The sequence below is a fragment of the Melittangium boletus DSM 14713 genome (assembly GCF_002305855.1).
GTDB lineage: Bacteria > Myxococcota > Myxococcia > Myxococcales > Myxococcaceae > Cystobacter > Cystobacter boletus.
On the sequence record NZ_CP022163.1, the window covers coordinates 9098778 to 9118792 of the forward strand.

The window sequence follows — 20015 nt, forward strand, 5'->3', positions numbered from 1 at the left end:
CCTACACCTTCCGCCCGTCAACCGGGCTCGGACCCCGGCTCGCCCTCGGTGGGCGGGGGGGTCGGGTTCAAGAGGCTGGCGGCGGCCCGCTGCGTCATGTCCGCGGCGTTCATGGCTTCCTCCAACTCCTCGAGCGCGGCCTCCGATGCCGCCACGCTCTTGTCCATCCGTTTTTGGAACTCCGGATCCGCTAGCGCCTCCACCGTACCACTGGCGCCGGGTACCGCCGGGCGCTCCTTTTCCACAATCTCTTGATGCTCCTGGGTCAGCTCATGGAATTCCCGGAGCGTGGGCAGGGCGGACAGGTCCTTGAGGGCGAAGAACTCGAGGAACTCGCGGCTCGTCCCGTAGAGCATGGGCCGGCCCACCTCCTCCTTCTTCCCGAGGATCTTGATGAGCTTGCGATCCAGGAGCGCCTTGATGACGGCGCCGCAGTCCACGCCGCGGATGTCCTCCACCTCGGGCCGGGTGACGGGCTGGCGGTAGGCGATGATGGCGAGCGTTTCCACGGCGGCGCGGGTGAGGCGCTGGGGTTTCACCCGGAGATAACGCCGCACATACTCGGCGGAGTGGGGATCCGTGCGGAACTGCCAGCCGCCGGACACCTCGTAGAGCACCATGCCGCTGATGCCATCGCGGTGGATGCCGGAGATCTGGTTGAGCGCCTCCTGGATCTTCTCCCGCTCGATGCCCGTGGCCTCGTAGAGCTGGTCCAGGTCCAGGGGCTTGTCCGCCACGAAGAGCACGCTCTCCACCACGGTGCGGATGCGCTCCGGGGACAGGTGGCGGCTCTTCTGGACGAGCTTCTCGAAGGAGGTGTGGAGGTCGGGGACCTCGTCGGCCTCGATGGTGGCCGTCTCCGAGTCCTCCAGCTCATCCGGCTCGCCCGGGCCGGTGACGGCGGCGATCTCCTCCTCGGTGAAGGGGCTGGGGCCGCCCGAGCCGCGCCGCGGCGTGTCCTCGTTCTCCTCCCCGCCGTCCCCGGGGCCTGGGTTACCGGTACTCACTCTCGTCCACCTCCGTGGGCAGCAGCTTCTCCAGCGCGTCGCCGTTGGGCGTGAGGAAGATGTCGGCCAGGGGCTCGTCCTGCCGCACCTGGAGCAACCGCCGCTTCACCATTTCCAGCAGGGCCAGGAAGGTGATGATCACCGCCTGGCGCGTGCGCTTGTCCTCGAACAGGCTCGCGAAGGTGCACGTTCCCTTCTCCTTGAGCTGTCCGGCGATGCGCTGCATGGCCTCCGACAGGCTCACCTTCTCGCGCACCACCTCGTGCTGGAGCTTGGGCACGAGCCGTTCCATCACCCGATCCAACGCCTCGATGAGCTTGAGGACGCTGAACTCCTGCAGCCCCACCTCCTCCTCGGGGATGGGCACCGCCTCCACGGGCACGCGGCGCGGGAAGACGTCCCGGTCGAGCAGATCCTGGCGCGCGAGCTGTTCGGCGGCGTCCTTGTACTTCTGGTACTCGAGCAGCCGGCGCACCAGCTCCTCGCGTGGATCGCCCGCGTCGTCCTGTTGCAGCTCGGCCACCGCGTCCGTGCTCTGCTCGGCGGTGTCCTGCCGAGGCAGGAGCATGCGGCTCTTGAGGTGGGCGAGCGTGGCGGCCATCACCAGGAACTCCCCGGCGATGTCCAGGTCGATCTCCCGCATCCGCTCCAGGTACTCGAGGTACTTCTCCGTCACGAGCGCGAGCGGAATGTCGAAGATGTCGAGCCGGTGCTCCTTGATGAGGTGGAGCAACAGGTCGAGCGGACCCTCGAAATTGGGCAGGGCGATCCTGAAGGCGTCGCCCGGCGTCCGGGTGACGTCCGCCTCGCCATCGAGGGGCTCCTCGATGGAGGGATCGCCGCGGCGTCCGCCTGTGCTCACCAGACGTCCTTCACGGGTTCAGGGAACGCCCACGGCGCGGCGCAAGCGCTGCATGAGACCGGAGGCCTCGGCGCGAGCCCGCTCGGCGCCGTCCTGGAGGATGCGCTCGAGCTCGGCCGGATCGTTCGCCAGCTCGGCGTAGCGCTGGCGCGCCGGCCCGAACGTCTCGAGGTAGGTGGCGAGCAGGAGCTTCTTGTACTCGCCATAACCCTTGCCCCCCGCGCGCCAGGAGGCATCCACCTCGGCGAAGCGGTCCGCGGGCAGCATCAGCTTGAGCAAGTCATAGAGCGGAGCGTTCTCGGTGGGCTTGGGCGCCTCCACGGCCGTGGAGTCCGTCTTGATGCCCATGACGCGCTTCTTGATCTCCTTCTCGTCGCCGAACAGGTCGATCGTGTTGCCGTAGGACTTGGACATCTTCTGTCCATCCACGCCGGGCACCGTGGCGGTGTCCTCCTGCACCCGCGCGGACGGCAGCTTGAGCAGGCCGGGGGCATGCCCCTTCTCCTTGCCCTCGGGATCCTGCGGATCGTAGCCCGGCACGTAGGTGAGGTTGAACTTCACCGCCCAGTCGCGAGCGAACTCGATGTGTTGGATTTGATCCTTGCCCACCGGCACGAAGTCCGGGCTGTAGAGCAGGATGTCCGCGGCCATCAGCACCGGGTAGGCGAAGAGACCGAAGTCCGCGCTGATGCCCTTGGCGAGCTTGTCCTTGTAGCTGGTGGCGCGCTCCAGGTTGGCCACGGGAACCACCGTGCCGAGCAACCAGTACAGCTCCAACACCTCGCGCACGTCGCTCTGGCGGAAGAGCACCGCCTTCTTGGGATCCAGACCCAGCGACAGGTAGGCCATGGCGGCCTCGCGCGTGTAGGTCTCCGCCAGCTTGGCGTCCCTCAGGGTGGTGAGCGAGTGGTAGTTGGCGATGAAGAAGAAGGCATCGCCCTCCTGCTGGAGCTGCACGAACTGACGGATGGCGCCGTAGTAATTGCCGATGTGCAGTCGTCCCGAGGACTGCACTCCCGATAGAATCCGCATGACTCCACGCCTGTACACGAAAGGGGTGACAGCCCTGGTTCGCATACCCAGGCCCACCCTGCAACTTTCCGGCGAGCGCAAGCCGCACTTCCGTTCAGGGTCGCCCGCCCGCTTCCCCAGCGGCGGGGAGGCTTGCGCGTTGGGGCAGTGACAGAAAATGGCCTGTGAATTCAGTGGGTTGAGGACAGGTCCGAACTCGTCTATCCTGGCTTTCCATGGAGCGCTTCAAGGGGAGCCTGGCCAGCTACGGCCTGACGCTGTTGATGCCCGCGTTCTTCGACGCCCTCGGGGTGAGCGGAACGCTGCGGGTGGAGCGGGGAGCCGTGCGCCGGCAGTTCTTCCTGCGCGACGGCTACCTGGTGGGCGAGAGCTCGAGCGATCCCCGGGAGCACCTGGGCCAGGTGCTGGCGCGCCTGCGCATCCTGGACGCGGCGCGGGCGGCGACCGCCTTCGAGGCATCCGAGGCGGCGCGCGTGCCACTGGGCACCTTCCTGGTGGAGCGCGGACTGGTGGAGCGCACCCGCCTGCTGGAGGCCATGGAGCACAAGGCGCGCGAGGCGCTTTTCGACTGTTACGGCTGGCAGTCCGGCGAAGTGGAGTTCATTCCGGGCCTGCCGCCTCCGCCGAACCGAGTGGTGGAACTGCCCCGGTTGGGATTGAAGGAACTGCACCGGGACGCGCGCACGCGGCTGCGTGAATGGACGGTGTTCTGGACGCTCTTCGCGGGTCCAGGCACGACGTTCACCGTGCGGCGGGAGTTCGTGGTGGAGACGGCGGCGGCCGAGGAGCAGCAGTTGCTGCGGCTGGCCGAGCAGGGCCGGACGCTGGGCGAATTGCTCGCGGCGTCCAACGAGGGCGCGGTGCACGCGGCGCGGTGGGTGGTGCGCCTGTACCGCCGGGGCGCGCTGTCTCCCCGCAAGGCCGCCGTCGCGGAAGCGGGCACGGCTCCCGGACTGGCCGAGATGCTCGCGCAGGCGAGGAGCCTGGTGGAAGCGGGCCGCTACGAGGAAGCGGTGGCGGTCGCGGCGCAGGCATTGGAGCGGGCGCCGATTCCCGAGGCCCATGCGCTCTACCGCGAGGCCGAGGTGCGGCTGACGGTGGCGCTGGCGGACGAGGTGCTGGCGTTGGACGGACGGTTGCGCTTCGAGCCCCTGCCCCGCCCTCTTCCGCCGAGCCTGACGGCGGACGATTTGTATCTGCACGCGAAGCTGCGGGGCAGCCGGAGCGTGCGCGAGGTGTTGCGCAACGCGGCCATGGGCGAGCTGGCGGCCTACCGGGCGCTGCGGCGGCTCATGGCGGCGGGCGTCGCGCGGGTGAATACGGAGCAGGAGTCGTCGACGTCGGGCGGGCCCGCGAGGACGAATCCCTACGGGCTGCCCGTGGTCGTGGTCTGAGACTCAGAACCCCGGGGGCCGCTCGTCCGCGACTCCCGAGGCCCGCTCCAGGGCCATGCCCACCCGCCCCAGCGTCCCCTCGTCGAAGAGCCGGCCAATCAACGTGACACCGTGCGGAACGCGGCGCGGAGGCGAGAACGTGGCCAGGGGCCTCGAGGGATCCGGCGCCCAGTCACTCCGGGCCTGCTCCACCTCGACGAAACCCGTCCGCAGGGTCAGCGACGGGTGGCCGGTGTGGTTGCTCACGGTGAGCATCTCCTCGCGCAGCGAGGGCACCAGCAACAGGTCCACCTCCCCCATCACCCGCGCCATCTCCTGGGCCACCTTGCGCCGCAGCCGGTCCGCCTGCACCAGGTCCACCGCCGAGAGGAAGCGTGACTGCCGGAACACGTTCGGCCATGCGTCGGGCACCTGCATCTTCATCATGTCCACGCCATGCCCGAGCGTCAGCTCCTCGAAGGCCGCCGCCGACTCGGCGAAGAGGATGGTCTGGAGCGAGGCGTAGGGCCAGTCCGGCAGCTTCACCTCCACGGGCGTGAGGCCCAGCCGCTTCAACGTCTCGAGCGCGGCCCGGTCCACGTCCGTCGCCGGGCGCTCGTTCATCCACGCCGGGAAATAGCCCACGCGCAGTCCCTTCACGCCCGCGGTGGCGTCGAAGTCGAGCCGCGAGGGCACGCTCGACACATCCCCCGCGTCCGGGCCGGAGAGCGCCGAGAGCACCAACAACGTGTCCTCCACCCCGCGCGTCATGGGGCCCAGCTTGTCGAGCGACCAGCACAGCGTCATCGCCCCGGTGCGTGGCACCCGGCCAAAGGTGGGCCGCAGCCCAGCCACCCCACAGCGCATGGAGGGCGACACGATGCTGCCTCCCGTTTCACTGCCCAGGGCGAAGCCCACGCACCCGGCCGCCACCGCCGCGCCCGGTCCCGCGCTGCTGCCCGAGGCCCCCTCCTCCAGAAGCCAGGGATTCTTCGTCTCGCCTCCGAACCAGATGTCGTTGAGCGCGAGCGCCCCCAGGCTCAGCTTCGCGACGAGCACCGCTCCCGCGCGATGCAACCGCGCCACCACGGCCGCGTCCGTGGCGGGAATGCGATTGCGGAAGGGCTCGGCGCCATAGGTCGTCGCGATGCCCGCCGTGTCGACCAGATCCTTCGCGCCCCAGGGAATGCCATGCAGCGGGCCCCGGTACCTGCCCGCGGCGATCTCCGCGTCCGCGCGCCGGGCCTGCTCGAGCGCCAGTTCCGGGGTGAGCGTGATGACGCACTTGAGCTTCGGATCGAAGCGCTCCAGGCGCTCCAGGTACAGGCGCGTGAGCCGTTCGGACGTGAGGGCGCGAGTCTCCAGCCAGCGCGAGAGCCGGGACACCGGCGCGAAGGCGATGTCCTCGTCCCGCGAGGGCAACGCTCCAGCGGCCGCCTTGCCGCGCACGAAACGGTTCCGAGCCGGTCCCGCCGTTTTCTGACCTGGCAGGAGCGGATCCCACCGCGACGCGGGCGCCAGTTCCGGCTCCAAGGCCACCTGGCGCGGTCCCGTGCGCCGCTCGAGGAGCGGAGCCATCATCCCCCGCCAGTTGCTGGCCGCCTGGGTGCACTCGGCCGGGGTGAGGGAGACCTGCATGAGCTTGCTCGCCTCCGCGAAGGTGGCCGCGTTCACCTCCGGGCCCACCGCCGACGCCGTGCCGAACGCGGGGGGCGCCCCCGGCGGCGAGGGGTCCGTCCCGCTCGCGGTGACCGCGCCCACCAATCCAAATGCCCCCTGGGACAGGAACTGTCTGCGTGATGAACCGGCCATGGAAAATCCTCCGGCCTGGAGTAAAGCGCATTCTTCCCCTCACCCAGGAGTGCGAATCATGTCTCCCTCCCTCTCCATCGCCTCGCGGCGCGCGCCGGCCCTCTCCCTCATGCTGGCCCTGGGCCTCGTCCTCTCGGCGTGTGGCCCCGAGGACGCCGCGTGCGCCGTCGGCGCGGAGCAGTACCGCACGGAGCTCTTCTTCGGCCTGGACCGCGAGAACGCCGAGCCCGTCAGCGAGGCCGAGTTCCAGGACTTCGTCGACACCGCCGTCACGCCTCGCTTCAAGGACGGGCTGACCCTGTTCGACGCCAATGGCCAGTACCTCATGGACAACGGCGACCTCGTCCACGAGAACAGCAAGGTCATCGTGCTGCTGCACGACGGCGGCGCCGCGCGCTCGGCGGACATCAACACCATCCGCGAGGAGTACAAGCAGCGCTTCAGCCAGGAGTCGGTGCTCCGCATCGACTCCACCTCCTGCGTCGCCTTCGACTGAGCCTCCGCCCGGCCTGTCCACCCCCGGACAACGAGAGAGGGAGAGCAGGCGGGCAGGAAGGGGGTCTTTGCCTCCGCTCGGAGCACGACACACCCTGATGCGGTGGTGGGCGAGTGAACGCGGGAGGGACACACCGTGGCGGGGAGCGATTCGTCGGGAGGACAACCTTCGCAAGTCACTCTCAAGACGGCCTTCACGGTGTGCTTCGCCGTGGTCCTGGTGGCGACGCTGGTGGTGCTGATCATCAAGGCGGAGGTCGCCCTCATCCTGACGGGCCTCGCCGCCCTCCTCGCCGTGGCGCTCAACCACCTGGTCGCCCTGTTGATGAAGCGCGCGAGGCTCCGGCGAGGGCCCGCCATCGCCGTGGTGCTCCTCGTGTTGCTCGTCGCCGCGTCCGCCCTGGGACTCATCGTGGTGCCAGCCGCCATCAACCAGGGACAGTCACTGGTCAACCAGGTGCCCGAGCTGACGGAGAAGATCCGCGCCTCGCGCGTCTTTCAGTTGCTCGATCAGCGCTTCCACGTCCTGCAGCAGCTCCAACGCCAGAGCGACAACCCCACGGAGCTGGCCTCGGGCGCGCTGGCCGTGAGCGCCTTCCATGCCGTCACGGGCGTCTTCAGTGTGCTGGGCGCGTTCGCCACCATCCTCTTCCTGATGGTGTTCATGCTGGCCTTTGGACCGGAACTGGTGAAACGCCTCCTGGCACAGACCCTGCCCGAGCGCCGGCCCCGCTACGAGGGCGTGGTGAGCAAGGTGTACAGCGCGACCGGCGGCTACCTGAGCGGCCTCATCCTCATCTGCACCATCAACGCCACCCTCGCCTCCACCTGCCTGGCGCTGCTCGGCATGCCCTTCTTCCTGCCCCTGGGCATCGCGAGCGGCTTCTCCAGCCTGGTGCCCTACGCGGGCCCCATCGTGGCGGGAGGCTTCGTCACCCTGCTCACGCTCACCACGGTGGGGGCCTGGAAGGCGCTGGCGGTGTTCACCTACTTCATGATGTACGGATTGCTCGAGGGCAACGTGCTCGCGCCGCTCGTCTTCCGGCGCACGGTGCATGTCAACCCCCTGCTCACCCTGTTCGCGGTCGTCTTCTTCGGGGAGTTGGCCGGCATCATCGGCGCGGTGCTCGCGGTGCCGCTCATGGCGACCGCGCAGATCATCGTGCGTGAGCTGCTACTCATCCGCCGCGAGAAGCTGGGCGATCGGGTGCCCGTGCCCTGAAGCGGGCGGGGGTCCGGGAGCGGTGTGCGCCACCCCCGGACCCTTCCTCCACCTCGCCCTACCCGGTCAGGCGGGTTACTTCTTGCACGACGGGCTGCCGATGGCGGTGCCACTCGGGCAGCCGGCGCCGAGGCAGAAACGCGTGCCGCTGTCCGTCGCGGGCCTGAGCGGATTGTTGCGCACGCCGACCTGGCAGGTGCTCTGGGTCGTCGCTCCGGACTTGCTCGTCACGGCGTAGTGGAGGGTGTAGACGCGGCCGTCGCTCCAGCTGTCAGCGCCGCTGCCGTTGGCACGCTCGACGCGCAGCTTCACGGACGAGGTGTTCATCTCGGCCATGTCGTAGCAGGTGCGAAGGCCATCGCGCTCCTCGTCGATTTCATCCTCGTCGGAAGACACCCAGAGGATGCGGCCATACGTTTCCAACGGAAGGGTGTTGCCGCACGAGTCCCGGGCGGGCGCGGCGCAGTCGGACAGCGACACGGTGGCGTAGCGGGAGTTGGGTGACCACAGCTCCTTGCCCTTGCTCGCACCCGCGATGGGCGAGCCCCCGTTCCCATCCGCGCCCTGCGTCACCTCCACGGCGAAGGAGCACGAGGAGGTGTTGCCAGCGGGATCCCTCGCGGTGCAGACGACGGGGGTGGAGCCCACTGGGAAGTTGGAGCCGGAGGCGTGCGTGCAGGTGACGTTGGCCGAGCCGCAGGCGTCCAGGGCCGAGGTCGCGAAGGAGACCTGGGTCCCGCCTGGCGAGCAGGTGCTCGCCTTCACCGGCGCGGTGGGGCAGCTCAAGGTGGGGGGCGTGACGTCCCCGCGCACCTTCACGTTGAACTGGCAGGAGTTGGTGTTGCCCGACTTGTCCTGGGCGGTGCAGGTGACCTTCGTGTCGCCCACCGGGAAGGTGGCGCCGGAGGGGTGCGTGCAGGTGACGGTGGCCCCGCCGCAGTTGTCCACCGAGGTGGGGGTGTAGGAGGCGATGACGCCGGAGGGCGCGCAGGTGTCGAGCACCTGGGCCCCGGGGCACTCGAGGGCCGGCTGGGTGGTATCCACCACGGTGATGGTCCCCACGCACGAGGACGTGGCCTCGCCATCCGCGGCCGTCAGCGTGACGGAGTGGCTGCCCAGACCGAAGGCCACGGAGGGATCCTCGGTCACCACGAGCGGCGAGGGCGCGTTGTCCGGATCATAGCTGCCGTGGTTCACGCTGGAGCGGGCCAGACAGGCGCTGTCGGCCTCCACGGTGACGTCGCGGCAGAGCGCCACGGGCGGCTTGTTGGCGGGCGTCACGGTGCAGGTGAGGTTGCCCGACGCGGTGGAGGAGTTGTTGCCCTCGCGGCACTCGGTCTCGCGGCCCTTGCCCGTGCCATCGTCATCCACGACGGCCCACACCTCGGCGGTGCCGGTGAAGGGCGAGGTGACGGACACGGTGGCGAGCGCGCTGCCCCCCGGAGGCAGGGAATCCGTCACCGTGGCCACGCCGAGCAGCTGGCCGCCCGAGGCGGGATTGCCCCGGTAGAAGGCCACCTTGATCCCCGCCGCCACGGGGGCCTCGCCCGCGTTGCTGACGCGCGCGCCGAGCACGAGCGCGCCGAAACCATCACATGACGTCGTCACCGCGGAGGCGACGAGGTCCGGCGCACCGTTCTGGCCGTCGCCATCCCCCAGGTAGTTGGCGACGTTGGAGCGGAAGAGATTGAGCGGAGCCTTGAGCCAGTGGGCCGTCGGGCGCGCGGGGATGGTGCCGTCGTCGTTGACGTTCGTCACCGAGTAGGCGTGCTGGTTCCAGATGGGGCGCGCGCGGGCCCAGCCTTCCTTCTTGTCGTGGAACAGGCGCAGGCCGTTGGAGCCACCCGGAGGCGCGTGGTTGTTCGTCACCACCAGCAGCTCGGCCGCCTTGTCTCCATCCACGTCCGCGACGACGGGGTACTCGTGCGTGGTTCCCGAGCTGTTGTTCACCTGCCAGCGCACATTGCCCGTGGCGCCATCGAGGATGCGCAGGGACAACTCGTCGCTGTAGATGACCTCGAGCTTGCCGTCGTCCTCGAAGTCGAAGGTGGTGGAGGTGGTGCGGCCGGAGCTGTAGTCCTGGGTGGATTGGGTCCACAGCACGCTGCCGTCCGCCTTGTAGACGGTGTAGTTCCAGTCACCGGCCAGACCGATGTCTGGTTTGCCATCCCCGTCGAAGTCGGCGATGTTGGGTGCGCCGCCGTGGCCCGCCTCGGACGCGGGGCGGCCCGCCACATGGACGTCCCGCGTCCAGAGCAGCGTGCAGTTGTCGTCGAGCAGACTGACCTTGCCGTAGCCCGCCACGACGATTTCACCCGCCGGGTCCGCGTCGAAATTGGCCACGCCCGCGAGGCCATGGGGAATGAAGGTGTTGGCGCACTTGAGCGAGCCGTCGTGCCGGTAGACGGCCCGGCCGTTGACGACCTCCTGCTTGCCATCCCCGTCCAGGTCCACCGCGAAGGAGACGGGGCCCGTGCCCTGTGCGCCCCCCATGCCGTCGGAGCCCACCCACTTGAGCGCACCCGTGTGGGAGTAGACGCGGTTGCCGTCGAGGATTTCCACCGTGCCGTCGCCATCGAGGTCCGCCAGCGACGGGCCACCCCATTCGTTGTAGTCATTCGCGCCCGGCGCGGTGCGGAACTTGAAGGCGCCGTCGTTCTCGAAGCAGATGACGCCACGGCCATTCTCGGGGACGGCGCAGATCTCCACCTTGCCGTCGCCATCGATGTCACCGGCGGCGATGCTCGCCCCACCCTTCACGCGATACGCGGGATCCGACACCGTCCACAGCTCGTGTCCGTCATCGCCGCTGACGGCGCGGAGCACACCGTCCGTGGTGTAGTTCCCCCCCGCGTAGGTGCTGAAGACGACGTCCGGGACGTGATCGCCATTCACGTCCACCACCGAGGGCGTCATCATCACCTGCTTGTGCTCGACCAGGGTGGTGCCGCTGCCCGTCCAGGCCCACTGCAACTCGGGCTCGAAGTTGCCCACGAAGGGGGGCCGCACCGTGCAACGCTCCGCGAGCCGGCCGGGCCGCGAGAAGGATTCCTTGGAAGGCAGGATTCCTTCCGCGGGCGGCTCCTTGCTCGTGCATCCCCCTTCCGCGGCGAGTGTCGCGAGAGCCAGGAAGAGCCCTCCCCGCCCTTTGCTTCGTCCTCGACCTGGAACGAGACCCGGAGTGTTGCGTTTGGATTTCATGTCGCGCTCCTTCGCTTTCGGGAATGACCCCTGTTTCACGGCAGCCGTGACAACGGAAATCACTGTACCGATAGTCTTTCAACCCGCGCAGCATGAAAAAGACGCAAAGACAGATATTCAAAAATAAGGCGTACAGCGGGGATGCCCAGTACCCGGGGGCGATGAGAGTGTTCACCCGCGCCGGTTCCCGCCCTCGGGACGGATGCAAATGTTTGCATCCATGTCTGTCTTGCCCCGGAGGGCATGTGGGCCAGGGAAGGTGTTCCCAGACATCCAGACGCTACGTCCCCCGGGGAGGCTTGCGCGCGGGGGAGCGCCCCCCCATGACGCCGCCCCGGCCCCGCACGTCGTCTCCTCGCGGGTGAGCGCTGTCATAGACGGCCCGCAGCCGCGCGCTGTTGACGTGGGTGTAGATCTGCGTGGTGGCCAGGTCCGCGTGGCCCAGCATGGCCTGGACGGCGCGAAGGTCCGCGCCCCGCTCCACCAGGTGCGTGGCGAAGGAGTGCCGCAGCTTGTGCGGGGAGATCGGCTTGCGGATGCCCGCCTTGAGGGCGTAGCGCTTGAGCAGCTTCCAGAAGCCCTGCCGGGTGAAGCCGTCCCCCCGGGGGGTGACGAAGAGGGCCTTGGACTCACGCTCGCCGAGCAACTGCCGCCGGGCGCCCTCGAGGTAGGCGCGCACCTTCTCCCCGGCGATGCTCCCCACCGGGACGATGCGCTCCTTGGAGCCCTTGCCCTTGGCCACCAGGTAGCCGGCGCTCAACTGGATGTCATTGACGCCCAGGCCCACCAGCTCGCTCACGCGCAGCCCCGTGGCGTAGAGCACTTCCAGCATCGCCTTGTCCCGGAGGCCCACCGCGTCGCGCTCGTCGGGCGCGGCGAGCAACTGCTCCACCTCCTCGATCGTGAGGAAGATGGGCAGCTTGCGGGCCGAGCGGGGCGTGTCCAGGTCCTCGGTGGCGTCCTTCTCCAGGAACTTCTCCGCCACGAGGAAGCGGTGGAAGCCGCGGATGGCGGCCAGGTGCCGCGCCTGGCTGCGCCGTGACAGCTTCCGGGTGTTGAGCGTCGTCAGGTGGCCGAGGATGTCCTCGGGCGTGACGCGCGCCACGTCGGTGATGCCCTTGCGCTTGAGGTCCTCGAAGTACACCCCCAGGTCCGCCGCGTAGGCGTCCACCGTCTTGCCGGACAGCCCCCGCTCGGCGCGGATGAAGGCGATGAACGCATCCAGGTAGCCTTCCATGTCGTGCCGCCCCTCAGTCCAGCTCGCCCTTGCCCTGGCGCAACACCTCGAGCTGATCGCCAATGAGCGACACCACCGTGCTGGCCTCCAGGAGCGTCACGCCTCCATCCAGGATGAGATCCAACCCGTGCCCGAGCGAGTCCTTGATGCTCCGCGCGTCGGTGAGGGGCTCGCCTTCCGAGTCCGTGGCGGACGTGGTGACGAGTGGCCGGCCCAGGCCCGCGGCGATCGCCCGCGCCAGCTCCGAGTCGGGCACCCGGATGCCCACCTGCTTCTGCTTGCTCATCATCACCTCGGGGACGATCCGCGTGGCCTCGAGGATGAAGGTGAAGGCCCCGGGCGTCAGGCCCTTCATCGTGCGGTAGGCGAAGTTGCTCACGTGCGCGTACTTCGCCACGTCCGACAGGTCCGGGCACAGGAAGGACATGGGCTTCTTCCGATCACGGCCCTTGAGTTGGTACAGCCGCTCGATTCCCTTCTTCGAGCCCAGGTCGCACGCGAGGCCGTAATACGTGTCCGTCGGGTAGGCGATGAGCCCCCCGCCCGAGAGCACCTCCACCGCCCGCTGCACGTGCCGGGGCTGGGGATGCTCCGCGTTCACCTCGAGGATGGGGGCCACTGACGCCATGATGTCTGTCTCCGCTACGCCGCGTGCGGCGCTTCGTCCGAGTGGGACTCGCCGCTGCGCTGGATGGCCCGCCGGGTGAGGACGGGGCCGATGAGTTCGTGGGTGGTGATCATCGCCACGATGAGGACCTCCACCTGGGGTCCGAAGTCCGGGAAGGTGCGCGACACGAGCGCCGCGAGGCCGAAGGTGACGCCCGCCTGGGAGATGAGCCCCATCCACAGGTACTGCCTCAGCCGCGGATCCTCCGCCGGAGCGAAGTACCGGCACGAGCCGTAGATGGCCACGGCGCGCAGCATCACGAGCAGCAGCGCCGCCGGGCCCACGGTGACGAGCGCGTCCAGCTTGAGCCCCGCGCCCGCCGCGGCGAAGAAGAGCGCGAAGATGGGCAGGCCCGCGCGCTGGATGGCATGGTGGATGCGCTCGCCCTCGCGTTGATCCAGGTTGACGATGAGCGCCCCGGCCGCCAGCGACACGAGCAGGGGCGACAGGTGCAGGCGCGCGCCGGCCTCGGCCGACGCGAAGCACAAGCCCACGAGGAACAGGGGCAGCTCGCGCTTCACCCGCTTCATGTACAAGAGCATGCACACCGCGAGCACGAAGCCCACCACCACCGAGCCGAACAGCTCCCAGCCCACGCCTCCCAGCAGCCCGCCCACGTCCAGTCCGCCGCCGAAGCTCGCGCGGGTGAGCCCCGCCGCCACGGCGAAGCCCACCATGACGACCAGGTCCCCGATGATGACCAGCGCCATGAGGAACTCGGTGAAGGAGCCCCGGGCGCTCGTCTCCTGCACGATGGCGATGGTGACCGTGGGCGAGAAGGACACCACCACCATGGAGATGAGCGCGCTCACGGCGAGCGCCTGTCCCCACGTCATGGGCGCCAGGAAGGGCAGCCACGGCTTGAGCGCGAAGAGCGTGCCGCAAATGACGAGGAACGTCACCCCGCACACCACGCAGCACAGGGCCGCCACCTTGACGCCCACCCGGCGGATGAGCCCCCACTGCAGCTCCGTGCCCGCCACCAGCGCGATGAGGCTCACCGCGAGCCCCTTGACCAGCTCCAGCCCCTTGACGCCCGCGCCGGGAATGAAGCCCAGGGCATAGGGCCCCACCGCCACGCCCACCAGCAGGTAGCCCGTGAGCCGGGGCAACCCCACGCCCTTGGCCACCTTGCCCGCGAACAGCCCGCACAGGAGCAGCGCCCCGGCGGCGAGCGCCACCGACGTGCCCGTGTCCACGCGCCACAACTGGGCCCGGGCGATGGCCGCCAGCAACACCAACAGCAACAGCAACCGCAGCAGCGCGTCCCTCATGGCATGCCCCCCCCATCCCGCCGGCCCTGAGACGGCGGAGTGATCACCAGTTGGAAGGCCCGGTTGCCGAGCAGTTCATTGATGACGGCGCCCGCCACCACCACGTCGAAGACCCGCTGGGACAACTGCCCGGGCACCAGCACGAGGTACTCCACCACCAGGCACAGCGCGAGCCCGCCCTGGGCGATGAGCGCGTAGCCGAGCCGCGGCGGCAACCCCAGCGCGAGGCCCGCGATGCGCCGCGCCAGCGCCCCTCCCAGCACCTTGCCCAGGAAGCGCAGGCCCAGGTACGCCGGCAGGAGCGCCCACGCCAGCACGTCCCGCATGTGCACGTGGGCCCCCACCAGGAAGATGAGCAGCAGGTACGCGGGCCGCTCGAAGCGCCCCAGCACACGCACCGCCTGATTCACCGCGCGCCCGCCCACCCACATCAGCGTGGCCCCACACGCCACGCCCGCCAGCAGCGTCGACACGCGCAGGTACGCCGACGCGCCGGACACGAGCGCCACCCCCCCGAGCAACACCGCCAGCACCTCGCCCAGGTCGTTCAACCCATGCATGAGGAAGGCGAGCAGCCCGCCACACACGGCACCCAGCAGCAGCGCCAGCGCCACGAGCCCCAGGCCCTCCTGGGGATGGCTCGCGGCCCCGAAGGTGAGCGCCACCATGAGCACGCCCAACCCCACCAGGTCATCCAACATGGTGAGCAGCGCCACGGACAGCCCCTGGCGCCGCTCCATGCGTCCGCTGCGGTAGCCCAGCACCGCGAAGTGCCCCGAGGACAGACTCGCCGCCGCGCCCAGCAGCGCCGCCGCGCCCACCACCGCCCTGGCGGGCAGCCCCGTGGTGAGCAGCAGCGGCCCCGCCAGGGGCAGCGCCACCCACAGGAAGGCCGTACCCGAGTGCGCGAGCGCCGCCACGTAGACCGTCCGGGGCAACAGCCGCAACAGCCGGGGCTCCAGATTGAGGCCCACGGTGACTCCCGCCACGCCCAGTCCGAGCGCGAGCAGGGGCCTCAGGGCCGTCAGATCCCGATTGGAAAACACGCCCAGCGCGTCCGGCCCCATCACCGCCCCGAGGGCGAGAAAGAGCAGACCACTGGCGGCGAGCTGGGCCATGGCCGGGGAACGGCCTGGATCCAGGACCCGCCGGTCGGATGCCAGCAGCGAGAGCGCCGCGATGGCGAGGAGGACGAGCAGCGCCTGCACGGATCACCCTCGCCGATGCAAAGGCGCGCCAATCACCGGCAGGGCCACCAGGCGGCCCATGGGCGGATCATCCGCGTCCATTTCCAGTTGCACCCGCTGCACGAGCCGCTCCACCTCCTCGGCGGAGACCCCTGACAGGAGGCTCACCAGAATCAGCCGATCCTCGTCCGCGCCCAGGACGAGCCCGCGCAAGCCGGCGAAGACAGGCACCTCGGCCGACAACGTCGCCTCGGCACTCCGGGCCCGAACGACCAGCGGCTCGGGGATTCCAAACTCCCGGAGCCGCCGGATGGCGCGTTCAGGCTGGTCCACATGGTCCAGGATGGTGAGCAGAAGGTACACGGCCCGGATGTCTACCCGGTCCGCCCCCCTCGCGTCACGCTACTCCGTACGGCCCGAACCCGGTTCCGTGGGTGGAGGCGCCGCCGAGGCCGGTGCTTCCTCGGTGCTCGCCGGAGCGGCCGTGGCCGCCGCAGCTCCACCCTGCTGGGCCTCCATGGCGGCACGCGCCGCGCGCTTGCCCTCCTCGATGAGCTTCTTCACCTTCTGGCCGCCCTTGCGGCCAATCTCCTCGTAGAAGTTCGGACCCCGGGTCGCCTTCACCCGATCCCCGCCCTTCTTGCCAATCTCCTCGTAGAACTTGGCGCCCCGCTCGGCCTTCACGGTCTCGCCGCCCTTGCGGCCGATCTCCTCGTAGAACGAACGGCCCCGCTCGGCCTTCACCGTCGCGCCGCCCTTGCGGCCGATCGTCTCGTAGAACTCGCGGCCTCGCTCGTTGCGGACCGTCTCGCCCCCCTTACGCCCCGCCTCAGCCACCGTCATGCTGCCCTTGTTGTCCTTGTCCTGTTGCATATCGATCTCCTCCTACGTTCTCCCCGTCCCCGCGACGGTGCCCCTTGCTTGAAACCTTGGGACGGAGGCGCCCCGATGCAAGCAAGCTCTGTACTCCGCCAGCCGTTCACACCCCTTGAAACACCCCGAAAAACCCAATGATTCCAGTGGGTTGGGACATAATGCTGTCCGTGCGTGCGAGACTACGGCCTGCCCGCCCGGACGCTTCATTGTCCAGAACACACCAGCCCGCATTGCCGATTCCCGATAGATGTCGCACTTTTCCCGGCGATCAGAATCCGGAGGTGGGCGTGGCGGGCAGCGGTGGACGAGGCAAGGCCTGGCTCAAGGTATTGGCACCGGTGCTGTTGTCGGTGCTGGGGCTCACCACGCTGCGCCTGCTCGGGCCAGACGTCGTCAATCAGCAGGATCTGCGCGCCTTCCTCAAGCCGCTCGGTCCCTGGGCCCCCGCCTTCTTCATCCTCGCCCTGGCGCTGCGACCGCTCGTGCTCATCCCCGGGCAGCTCTTCACCGCCGTGGGGGGGATGATCTTCGGCAGCCGCGAGGCGACACTCTACTGCCTGCTCGGCAGCTTTCTCTCATCGGCCCTCCTCTTCGTCCTCGCCCGCTGGCTGGGCACGCGCCTGATGCAACGCCTGGCGGGCCACCGCTACCCGGCCATCAGCCGCGTGGCGCGGCGGCACGGCTTCAAATTCGCGCTGCTCACCTGCATCAATCCCTTGTTGCCCACGGACGTGATGATCATCGCGGCCGCGGCCTCGGGCGCTCGCTTCTGGCCGGTGACGCTCGGCGTGCTGGTGGGCACCATCCCCGGCACCTTCCTCACCGCCCAGTTCGGCAGCGGGCTCGCCCAGGGCCGCACCTGGACGACCGTCGCCTCCGGCGTGGGCATGGTGGTGTCGCTCGTGCTGGGCGCGGTGCTCGGCCGCCGCATCGTCCAGGAGATCAACCAGGAACCCACGCCGGAACTGGAAACAACCCCCGCCCCCCAGCCGCCTCGGGTGCCGCCGGTCCCGGTGCTCTCGACCGTCCAGGAACTGCCCCCGCCGGGGCCCTGAGCTCACCGCGGCTCGAGCGCATCCACCGCGGCGATGAGGGTTTCCACCAGCGCCGACTGCTCGGAAGGGCTCTCCAGCCGGATGCCCTGACGGGTGATGTAGAACGAATCCATCGCGCGATTCGCCTCGGTGGACACCTTGGCGAGGGCGATCTGCACACCCGAGCGGGTGAGGGCCGAGGCGATGGCATGCAACAGGCCCACCTGATCCAACGCCAGCACATCCACCACGGTGAAGTCGCGCGAGGCGCGGTTGTCCACCGTCACCCGGGGCGAGACGGGCGGCAGGTGCCGCTTGGGGAGTGAGCCCGGCCGGCGCCGGCGCATCAATTCCTCGATGGAGGTGTCTCCCCGAAGCACGCGCAGGAGATCCGCCCGGGCCTGACGCCAGCGGGGGCGCTCCAGACGTTGTCCCTGGGGCGGCCGCACGTCGAAGACGTCCAACGCGAGCCCATCCGACGTGGAGGCGATGCGCGCGGAGAGAATGTCGATGCGGTGGACGGCCAGCACCCCGGCGAGCAGGGCCAGCAGACCGGGCCGATCCGGAGCCGCGAGGGTGAGCTCACTGGAGCCCGCGTCCGGGTGGTGGCGCAGCGCCGCGGCCAGGGGGCGGTTTCGCGCGCGGGCCAGCAGCCGCCCATGAAGCACCGCGCGAGAGGGATCCGTCCCCAGGAAGTAGCGCTCGGGCAGCACCTCCGCGAGTTCCCGGGCCCGGGCCTCGCCGGACACGCGGGCCCATCGCACATGAAAACGCTCGCGCACGTGCAGTTCCCCCATGGGCGCGCGGCCCAACAGGTGGGCGCGGGTCTTGTCATACAGCTCGCGCAAGAGCTGGCCCTTCCACGCCGTCCACATGCGCGGCCCCACCGAGCTGATGTCCGCCCAGGTGAGCAGGTAGAGGCAGGTGAGCTTTTCCACATCCTCCATCCGCCGGGCGAAGTCCGCGATGAGCGAGGGATCGCTCAGGTCGCGCCGCTGGGCGGTGTGGCTCATGGACAGGTGCTCCTTCACGAGGAACTCGGCCACCTCGCGCTGGCGAGCGGAGAGTCCCAACCGCTCGCCGAGCGACACCATCAACAGACGGCCCTTTTCCGAGTGATCTCCCCCCATGCCCTTGCCCGCGTCGTGCAGGAGCATGCCCAGGTAGAGGGGAAAGGGATCCTTCAGCTCGCGCATCTCGCGGGAGAGTTCCGGCTCCTGCTCCACCAGATCTCCCGCGCGCAGCGCGTAGAGCCGGCGCACGGCGAACAGGGTGTGCACGTCGACGGTGTACACATGGTACAGGTCGTGCTGGTGGTGGGCGGTGACGCGGCCGAACTCGGGCACCACCGCGCCGAGCAGCCCCAGGTCATGCAGCTCGAAGAGGAGTTCGCCCCGGGTGCCGGGCCGGGCGAAGAGAGCCCGGAAGGCGGCGATGACGGCGGGCGTGGCCCGGGCGGCCTCGAGCGCGGGCACGGCCTGGGAGGCTCGCACCCGGGCCTCGGAGTGCAGCGGCAGGCCGTGCTCCTCGGCGGTGCACACGAAGTCGAGCAGCGTGGCGGGCTCGCGGGTGAAGAGGCCGGGATCGGCCAGGGTGAGCTTGCCGTTGATGGCCTGGAAGGGCCCGAGGGGCTGTTCGGTGAAGCGCGTCAGCCGGCGCGCGGCGCTCAGCTCCTCGCAGCGGGCGATGAGTGAGTCGGCGGCCTGACGGATGGCGCTCGCGGCGAGGTAGTCGTCGCGCATGAAGGCCTCCACGGGCAGCACGGGCCCCTCGGGATAGCCGAGGAAGCGCGCCACTTCTTCCTGGAGGTCGAAGGTGAGCCTGTCCTCCTTGCGCCCACGCAGGAAGTGCAGGTGGTGGCGGATGCGCAGGAGGAAGTCGCGCGCGGCCTTGAGCCGGGCCACCTCGGACGCCGGGAGGAGGGACTGCTGGAGCAGGCCCGTGAGGCCACGGGTGTGGAAGCGCACCCGGGCGATCCACAGCGCCGTCTCCAGGTCGCGCAGGCCACCCTCCCCTTGTTTGATATTGGGTTCGAGCAGGAAGACGGAGTCGCCGAACTTCTCGCGGCGCGCGCGCAGCTCCTGGGCCTTCTCCTGGATGTATGAGTCGGCGCGGTGGGAGAGCAGATCGGGGAGCACGTCCCGGGAGAAGACGTCGCAGGCGGCGACATCCCCGGCGAGGAAGCGCGCGTCGAGCAGCGCGGTGCGGATGGTCTGATCGGCGTCCGCGGCGCGCAGACATTCCTCGGGAGAGCGGGTGCTCCAGCCCACGGCGCACTTGAGATCCCACAGGAGCGTGGGCAGGGCCCGGGCGAGCGGCGCGGCGGCGGCCTCGGGGACCGACCAGGGCCTGAGCAGGAGGAGATCCAGATCCGAGTGGGGGGAGAGTTCCCGGCGGCCATAGGAGCCCAGGGCGGCGAGCGCGAGGCCCGGGGGTGCCTGGAGCTCGGAGGACAGCTCGGCGAAGAGACCCTGGACGAGCGCGTCGGTGGCGGCGGCGAGGAGGCGGCTGGTGGACAGGCCCGCGGCGCCGCTGCGGTGGAAGACCTCGGCGCGGACGCGGGCCTCGCGAAGGAACTCCCGGGCCCGGGACAGCCGGCTCTCGGGCCCGCCCGAGGGAAAAACCGGGAGGGAGCCGAGGGTTTCACGGTGGGTCGCCGGAGGCGGCGGCGGAACGGGCGGAACGCTCATGACCCCTCCACCATGTCTCAGGAATGAGCCGAGCCCAAAGAGCCAT

At 69.6% G+C, this 20015-nt stretch carries 16 protein-coding genes; 4 read left to right on the forward strand and 12 right to left on the reverse strand.

Annotation, left to right across the window (positions count from 1 at the left end; genetic code table 11):
* Positions 1-17: 17 nt before the first annotated feature.
* From scpB to trpS, 3 genes are read right to left on the reverse strand one after another with little or no spacing between them, the layout of a single operon-like run.
* Positions 18-1007 carry an SMC-Scp complex subunit ScpB gene (gene scpB / locus MEBOL_RS37595; RefSeq protein ID WP_095981914.1) on the reverse strand — a complete coding sequence of 330 codons (990 nt, stop codon included), beginning with the start codon at positions 1005-1007 and terminating at the stop codon, positions 18-20.
* Complete coding sequence (locus tag MEBOL_RS37600; RefSeq protein ID WP_095981915.1) at positions 994-1869, reverse strand: segregation and condensation protein A; 876 nt, start codon at positions 1867-1869, stop codon at positions 994-996. The genes scpB and MEBOL_RS37600 overlap by 14 nt, the downstream gene beginning before the upstream one ends.
* 18 nt (positions 1870-1887) lie before the next feature.
* Positions 1888-2901, reverse strand: coding sequence for a tryptophan--tRNA ligase (gene trpS / locus MEBOL_RS37605; RefSeq protein WP_095981916.1), 1014 nt, complete (start codon positions 2899-2901; stop codon positions 1888-1890).
* Positions 2902-3116: 215 nt separating this feature from the next.
* Between trpS and MEBOL_RS37610 the strand changes: the two genes are divergently transcribed.
* The gene (locus MEBOL_RS37610; protein WP_095981917.1) at positions 3117-4295 is read left to right on the forward strand and encodes a DUF4388 domain-containing protein; all 1179 of its coding nucleotides are present in this window, start codon (positions 3117-3119) and stop codon (positions 4293-4295) included.
* Positions 4296-4298: 3 nt separating this feature from the next.
* On the opposite strand, the gene MEBOL_RS37615 is transcribed toward MEBOL_RS37610, so the two are convergent.
* Positions 4299-6086: an amidase gene (locus MEBOL_RS37615; protein ID WP_095981918.1), complete on the reverse strand. Its 1788-nt coding sequence runs from the start codon at positions 6084-6086 to the stop codon at positions 4299-4301.
* Between the two features lie 58 nt (positions 6087-6144).
* On the opposite strand from MEBOL_RS37615, the gene MEBOL_RS37620 reads away from it, so the two are divergent.
* Positions 6145-6582, forward strand: coding sequence for a DUF3574 domain-containing protein (locus MEBOL_RS37620; RefSeq protein ID WP_095981919.1), 438 nt, complete (start codon positions 6145-6147; stop codon positions 6580-6582).
* Positions 6583-6717: 135 nt separating this feature from the next.
* Positions 6718-7803, forward strand: a complete 1086-nt coding sequence (locus MEBOL_RS37625; protein WP_095981920.1) for an AI-2E family transporter — start codon at positions 6718-6720, stop codon at positions 7801-7803.
* A 75-nt stretch (positions 7804-7878) separates the two neighbouring features.
* Here the strand turns inward: MEBOL_RS37625 and MEBOL_RS37630 are convergent, their stop codons facing one another.
* From MEBOL_RS37630 to MEBOL_RS37660, 7 genes are all read right to left on the reverse strand, one after another.
* The gene (locus MEBOL_RS37630) at positions 7879-11004 is read right to left on the reverse strand and encodes an HYR domain-containing protein (protein WP_095981921.1); all 3126 of its coding nucleotides are present in this window, start codon (positions 11002-11004) and stop codon (positions 7879-7881) included.
* A 280-nt stretch (positions 11005-11284) separates the two neighbouring features.
* Positions 11285-12241, reverse strand: a complete 957-nt coding sequence (gene xerD / locus MEBOL_RS37635) for a site-specific tyrosine recombinase XerD (RefSeq protein ID WP_095981922.1) — start codon at positions 12239-12241, stop codon at positions 11285-11287.
* Positions 12242-12254: 13 nt separating this feature from the next.
* Entirely contained in the window at positions 12255-12869 is a 615-nt protein-coding gene (locus MEBOL_RS37640; RefSeq protein WP_095981923.1) for an L-threonylcarbamoyladenylate synthase, read from the reverse strand.
* 14 nt (positions 12870-12883) lie between these two features.
* Positions 12884-14182, reverse strand: coding sequence for a cation:proton antiporter (locus tag MEBOL_RS37645; RefSeq protein ID WP_095981924.1), 1299 nt, complete (start codon positions 14180-14182; stop codon positions 12884-12886).
* Complete coding sequence (locus MEBOL_RS37650; protein WP_095981925.1) at positions 14179-15390, reverse strand: cation:proton antiporter; 1212 nt, start codon at positions 15388-15390, stop codon at positions 14179-14181. Before MEBOL_RS37650 ends, MEBOL_RS37645 begins: the two co-directional genes overlap by 4 nt.
* A gap of 3 nt (positions 15391-15393) precedes the next feature.
* A complete protein-coding gene (locus MEBOL_RS37655) occupies positions 15394-15732 on the reverse strand; it encodes a hypothetical protein (protein WP_095981926.1) in 339 nt (112 codons plus the stop codon).
* 39 nt (positions 15733-15771) lie between these two features.
* Positions 15772-16242 (reverse strand): general stress protein, encoded by a 471-nt coding sequence (locus MEBOL_RS37660; RefSeq protein ID WP_095981927.1) that lies wholly within the window; start codon positions 16240-16242, stop codon positions 15772-15774.
* Positions 16243-16532: 290 nt separating this feature from the next.
* Here MEBOL_RS37660 and MEBOL_RS37665 point away from each other — a divergent pair, with 290 nt between their 5' ends.
* Positions 16533-17300 carry a TVP38/TMEM64 family protein gene (locus MEBOL_RS37665; protein ID WP_245919216.1) on the forward strand — a complete coding sequence of 256 codons (768 nt, stop codon included), beginning with the start codon at positions 16533-16535 and terminating at the stop codon, positions 17298-17300.
* A 2-nt stretch (positions 17301-17302) separates the two neighbouring features.
* Here the strand turns inward: MEBOL_RS37665 and glnD are convergent, their stop codons facing one another.
* Positions 17303-19969 carry a [protein-PII] uridylyltransferase gene (gene glnD, locus MEBOL_RS37670; RefSeq protein WP_095981929.1) on the reverse strand — a complete coding sequence of 889 codons (2667 nt, stop codon included), beginning with the start codon at positions 19967-19969 and terminating at the stop codon, positions 17303-17305.
* Between the last annotated feature and the right edge of the window lie 46 nt (positions 19970-20015).